The sequence below is a fragment of the Paracoccus sediminis genome, from assembly GCF_900188295.1.
GTDB lineage: Bacteria > Pseudomonadota > Alphaproteobacteria > Rhodobacterales > Rhodobacteraceae > Paracoccus > Paracoccus sediminis.
The window spans coordinates 1-4644 of the sequence record NZ_FZNM01000031.1 but is presented as its reverse complement, the minus strand read 5'-3'; the positions used below and the strand labels follow the sequence as shown (position 1 = coordinate 4644).

The following is a 4644-nucleotide window of genomic DNA, read 5'->3' as shown; positions in this document are numbered from 1 at the left end:
CACGCCTTGACCACTGAATGACCGGAAATCCATAGTCAGAGGTGGCTCACTTCTCGATGGAAATGCCGGCTCAGTTCTGGGTGGAAATCAACACTCGATACCCTCCGCTGGGTGTTCATCGCGGTGGCTCTCGGCGGCATCGCGGTCACGATCTACGCCCGCCTCGATGACTGGCGCCGGGGGCGGCGGTGATCGGCACCTTGCTCGGCGGCATCGCTGCGAGCCCGTGGATGCGGGCGGCGCTGCGCTACGGCGCCATCGCGCTGGCGGTGCTCCTGTTCCTGCTTTCGCTTCGGCGGTCCGGCGAGCGCGCGGGACGCCTCGCCGAACGCCTTGTGACCACGGAGAAGGCCAATGATGTCCAACGCCGGATGCTGGAGGCGGCAGCTCGCCGTCCTCGCGATCGGGACGAGCTTGTTGAGCGGTTGCGCGACGGTGAGTTCTGAATCAGGTCGCGTGTCGGCTTGTCCGCCGGTGGTGGAGTACAGCCGAGAGTTTCAGGCCCGCGCGTCAAACGAGGTGGCGCAACTCCCCGAGGGGGCTGCGATCGCCAACATGCTGACTGACTATGCGGTTCTGCGTGCACAGAATCGCGCCTGCTGACCCGATCTCCCGGCGCCCTCATCACGAGCGCCCCAACTGCATGAGGGCGATCAGCATCAGAACCGCCCCCGTCGCTCCGAGCGCCAGGCGCGCAAGCCAACCCAAGGTCGGAGTGAAGCGCGCGAGCGCGCCGCCAAGACCTGCTCTTGCGGCCACGGCCAGTGCCGCCACGCTCGCCAGCACGGCGGCAACGCCGATCAGCATCATGGACGCGAAAGCCAAACCGGCCTCCGGAACTCCTCGAGCACTCGCGAAGGTCATCACGAACAGGGTCAGTGGACATGGGATCAACCCGGCCACCACCCCGAACGCCGCGCCCTCGTGATGGCCATCAGCAGCGTGTCCCCGGATGGCAGCGATGAGAAGCCAGAGGCCGATCAATCCGATCAGGCCTCGACTCAGATCTTCCAGGACCCGAGCTCGTCCGACTTCGCCAAAGGCCAGCGAAACCACCGGCAAGGCGAGAATGACCACGAGGACGGAGATCGCGATATGCGTGGCCGAGAGAATGACAGCGGTCCCGATGCCCCTCGACAGGCTGGCGCCGCTACCGGCGACGAACAAGGACAGCACGGTCTTCGAGTGTCCGGGCGTCAGGGCATGCGCCGCCCCGAATGCAATGCCGAAGGGCAGGAAGCCGGTCAGTGCAGACCAGTCCCGGGTCTCGGCGAAAGCGCGGAGCATGAGGGCGAGCTCGGCCGAGATCTCGCGTTGAACCGAGACGAGCCATCCCCAAAGGCTGAAAAGAATCCCCAGGCTCTCTGAAAGCATAGGGCAATCTAACCCGCATCGGCCATCGGTGACAGTTGTGGGCGGCCCGCTGTCCGACCTGGCCGGTGCGGCGGGAATTGACAGCGCACCCGTCTTGCGAAATTCTCCTCCTATGGGGATCCGCGATCTCCCCACGAGGCGACAGCCGAAGCTCGCGTTCCACCTCAACCTTGTTTCCAAGGAGGAACGCAGATGCCTGCGCCCGACGCCATCCCTGCCGACAAGCTCGCCAAGCTGATTGGCACGCCCCGCTGCCCGATCCTGCTCGATGTCCGCGCCGAAGCCGCCCGCGCCGCCGAACCGCGTCTCGTTCCCGCCGCCCGGCCACTCAGCGAGGCTGAGATCACCTCCGATGCTTTGGCGCGGCTCACGGCGAGTCTTGACGGCCCGGTTGTCGTCATCTGCGCCGAAGGTCACAGACGCAGTCAGGGTGTCGCCGCCGTGCTCCGGAGTGCGCGCATACCAGCCGAGTATCTGGAGGGCGGACAGGCTGCGTGGGTCGCGGCGGGACTTCCACTCGTCGATCCCGGCAAGCTTTCCGCACGCGACGCCGATGGCCGGACGGTTTGGGTGACGCGCTCCCGGCCCAAGATCGACCGGATCGCCTGCCCTTGGCTGATCCGCCGCTTCGTCGACTCACGCGCGACCTTCCTCTACGTTGCGCCCGCGGAAGTCGTCGGCGTGGCAGAGCTGTTCGGGGCGATGCCCTACGACATAGAGGAGGTGTTCTGGAGCCATCGCGGCGAGCTTTGTACCTTCGACACGATGCTGGCGGAGTTCGGGCTCTCGATCCCGGCGCTCGACCGGCTGGCTTCCATCGTTCGCGGGGCAGACACGGCGCGTCTCGACCTTGCGCCTGAGGCTGCAGGGCTTCTGGCCGCCTCCCTAGGACTCTCCCGGATGTACGCCGACGACCTCGAGCAGCTCGATGCCGGCATGGCGCTCTACGACGCGTTCTATCGGTGGGCGCGCGACGCCACAGACGAGACGCACAACTGGCCGACCAACCGGCCGGGAGGTGTGCGATGACGGACGCGACATTGGCGACGCCGGGTAGCGCTGCGCCCGCACAGGAGTATCCGACGCTCGCCGAGGCCACGCGGGTCTGGGCGCGCGTGGCTCTGCTGTCCTTCGGCGGACCGGCCGGACAGATCGCGGTGATGCACCGCATACTCGTCGAGGAAAAGCGCTGGCTCGGCGATGGCCGGTTCCTTCATGCGCTCAACTTCTGCATGCTGTTGCCGGGGCCTGAGGCGCAGCAGCTCGCCGTCTATATCGGCTGGCTCCTGCACCGGACCTGGGGCGGCGTGATCGCCGGCGTCCTGTTCGTCCTCCCCGGCGTCATCGCCATCATGGCGCTGAGCTGGGTCTATGTGATCTTCGGCAATGTCGGCTTCGTCGCCGCGCTGTTCTTCGGGCTCAAGGCCGCGGTGCTCGCCATCGTGCTGCAGGCGGTCTTCCGCGTCGGCCGGCGAGCCTTGAAGAACGACGCGATGCGCTTGATCGCCGCGCTGTCCTTCGTCGCGATCTTTGCCTTCGGCGCCCCGTTCCCGCTGATCGTGCTCGCCGCCGCCCTCATCGGGTTTCTCGGGGCGCGCGCCGGGCTGCAGGCGTTTGCTCCTGGTGGTGGCCACGGGTCGGTCGGCGGCACCCATGTCGACGATGCCGAGACGCTTCTTGGCCCAGAAATGGCTGAGATGCCGGCTTCGGCGCGGCGCGGCGCGCTCGTGGCGGGCGGGGTCGCGCTGGCGCTCTGGCTCGCGCCTGTGGTGGTGCTGGTGCTGGCCCTGGGGCCGGGCAATGTCTTCGCCGACATAGCCACCTTTTTCTCCAAGATGGCGGTGGTCACCTTCGGCGGCGCCTATGCCGTGCTGGCCTATGTGGCGCAGGAGGCCGTCGGTACCTACGGCTGGCTCGAGCCCGGCGAGATGCTCGACGGCCTCGGGATGGCCGAGACTACGCCCGGGCCGCTGATCATGGTGCTCCAGTTCGTCGGTTTCCTCGGCGCCTTCCGCGAGGCCGGGTGGGACAATGCGCTCCTCGCCGGCACTTTCGGCGGCCTTCTTGCGACCTGGGTCACTTTTGCGCCCTGCTTTGCCTTCATCTTCCTCGGCGCGCCCTACATGGAGGGGCTGCGCTCGAACCGGTCCCTTTCGGCCGCGCTGACGGCGGTGACGGCGTCGGTCGTGGGCGTGATCCTCAATCTCGCAATCTGGTTCGCGATCCACGTCGTCTGGATCGAAGTGCGCCGGATCGAGGCGGGGCCGCTCTCGCTCGAGCTTCCGGTCCTTGGTTCGATCGACTGGGCCGCAGCCGCACTGTCTGCACTCGCGCTCTTCGCGGTGTTTCGGCTGAAACTCGGCATGACGATCATGCTGGGCGGGTCCGCCCTTCTCGGCCTTATGCTTTATGGTTTGGGGATGACCTCGCTCTCCGGCTGATCCATTCAGCCTCTTTCGACAGGATGGTCGCAAGCAGAGGGACCGTGCCCGCGGCTGGGCGGTGATGTTCGCGCCGCTGATCATAGTGTTTGCTTTTGCCGGCATGATCAACCGGATGTCGGCCGCGACCGCCCAGCTGGTGTTCTACAGCTTTGCCGCGGTCATGGGCCTGTCGATCAGCTGGATTTTCGCCGTCTTCACCGGCGTCTCAATCGCGCAGACCTTCTTTGTGACCGCCGTCGCCTTCGCCGGGCTCAGCCTTTACGGCTACACGACCAAAAAGGATCTGTCCGGTCTCGGCACGTTCCTGATGATGGGTGTGATCGGTCTGATCGTGGCCATGGTCATCAACATCTTCCCGCAGTCGCCGGCGATGATGTTCGCGATCTCGATCATCGGCGTCCTCATCTTTGCCGCACTCACCGCCTACGACACTCAGGCAATCAAGAACGAATACGTTGCGCATGCCGCCCAAGGCGACCAGGAGTGGCTGCAGAAGTCGGCAATCATGGGCGCGCTGCGCCTAGGTCGTGTCGCGAATGTGGTGGAAATTGCCGAGCAGCGGGCTCCGGGCATGTAACGATGGCTCCAGTCAGGCCGCGAGGTCAAGGGACATCGGCTCGAGCGGCTGAGAAAGAGTTTCCCAGCCGTCAACCTTCCGCATCTGGATCTGCCCTGACGCCAAGAGCGCCCAGAGCAGCATCGGCACGGTCTCGGCGCAGGGCAGCACGGTCTGGGTCTTGATGCGGCGGCGGAACTCCTCGTTCAGACGCTCAATGGCGTTGGTGGTCCGTGCGGATTTCCATTGCGACGGATCGAGGCGGGTGAA

The 4644-nt window shown here is 65.9% G+C and carries 5 protein-coding genes and 2 pseudogenes; 5 read left to right on the top strand and 2 right to left on the bottom strand.

The features are described 5' to 3' along the window. Window positions 1-93: 93 nt before the first annotated feature. Both CHB77_RS18840 and CHB77_RS17770 read left to right on the top strand, forming a co-directional pair. Window positions 94-192: pseudogene (locus tag CHB77_RS18840) on the top strand (YcbK family protein); the annotation flags it as partial. After that, a complete protein-coding gene (locus CHB77_RS17770) occupies window positions 189-446 on the top strand; it encodes a hypothetical protein (protein ID WP_089389456.1) in 258 nt (85 codons plus the stop codon). The pseudogene CHB77_RS18840 and the gene CHB77_RS17770, both read left to right, overlap by 4 nt. A gap of 178 nt (window positions 447-624) precedes the next feature. Here CHB77_RS17770 and CHB77_RS17760 read toward each other — a convergent pair whose 3' ends face one another. Then, window positions 625-1374, bottom strand: coding sequence for a hypothetical protein (locus CHB77_RS17760; RefSeq protein WP_089389454.1), 750 nt, complete (start codon window positions 1372-1374; stop codon window positions 625-627). Between the two features lie 192 nt (window positions 1375-1566). Here CHB77_RS17760 and CHB77_RS17755 point away from each other — a divergent pair, with 192 nt between their 5' ends. The 3 genes and pseudogenes from CHB77_RS17755 to CHB77_RS17745 all read left to right on the top strand — a co-directional run. Further along, complete coding sequence (locus CHB77_RS17755) at window positions 1567-2403, top strand: chromate resistance protein ChrB domain-containing protein (RefSeq protein ID WP_089389453.1); 837 nt, start codon at window positions 1567-1569, stop codon at window positions 2401-2403. After that, window positions 2400-3815: a chromate efflux transporter gene (chrA, locus tag CHB77_RS17750; RefSeq protein WP_089389452.1), complete on the top strand. Its 1416-nt coding sequence runs from the start codon at window positions 2400-2402 to the stop codon at window positions 3813-3815. The genes CHB77_RS17755 and chrA overlap by 4 nt, the downstream gene beginning before the upstream one ends. Window positions 3816-3867: 52 nt before the next feature. Further along, window positions 3868-4395: pseudogene (locus CHB77_RS17745) on the top strand (Bax inhibitor-1/YccA family protein); the annotation flags it as partial. Window positions 4396-4407: 12 nt separating this feature from the next. On the opposite strand, the gene CHB77_RS17740 reads toward CHB77_RS17745, so the two are convergent. Beyond that, a partial coding sequence (locus CHB77_RS17740) for a transposase (RefSeq protein ID WP_176430371.1) occupies window positions 4408-4644 on the bottom strand: 237 nt, incomplete at its 5' end.

What these genes read in the sequence shown, in the direction of transcription:
- CHB77_RS17760 (WP_089389454.1), bottom strand. Translation starts at nt 1,374, where the DNA reads ATGCTTTCAGAGAGCCTGGGGATTCTTTTCAGCCTTTGGGGATGGCTC.
- chrA (WP_089389452.1), top strand. Translation starts at nt 2,400, where the DNA reads ATGACGGACGCGACATTGGCGACGCCGGGTAGCGCTGCGCCCGCACAG.
- CHB77_RS17755 (WP_089389453.1), top strand. Translation starts at nt 1,567, where the DNA reads ATGCCTGCGCCCGACGCCATCCCTGCCGACAAGCTCGCCAAGCTGATT.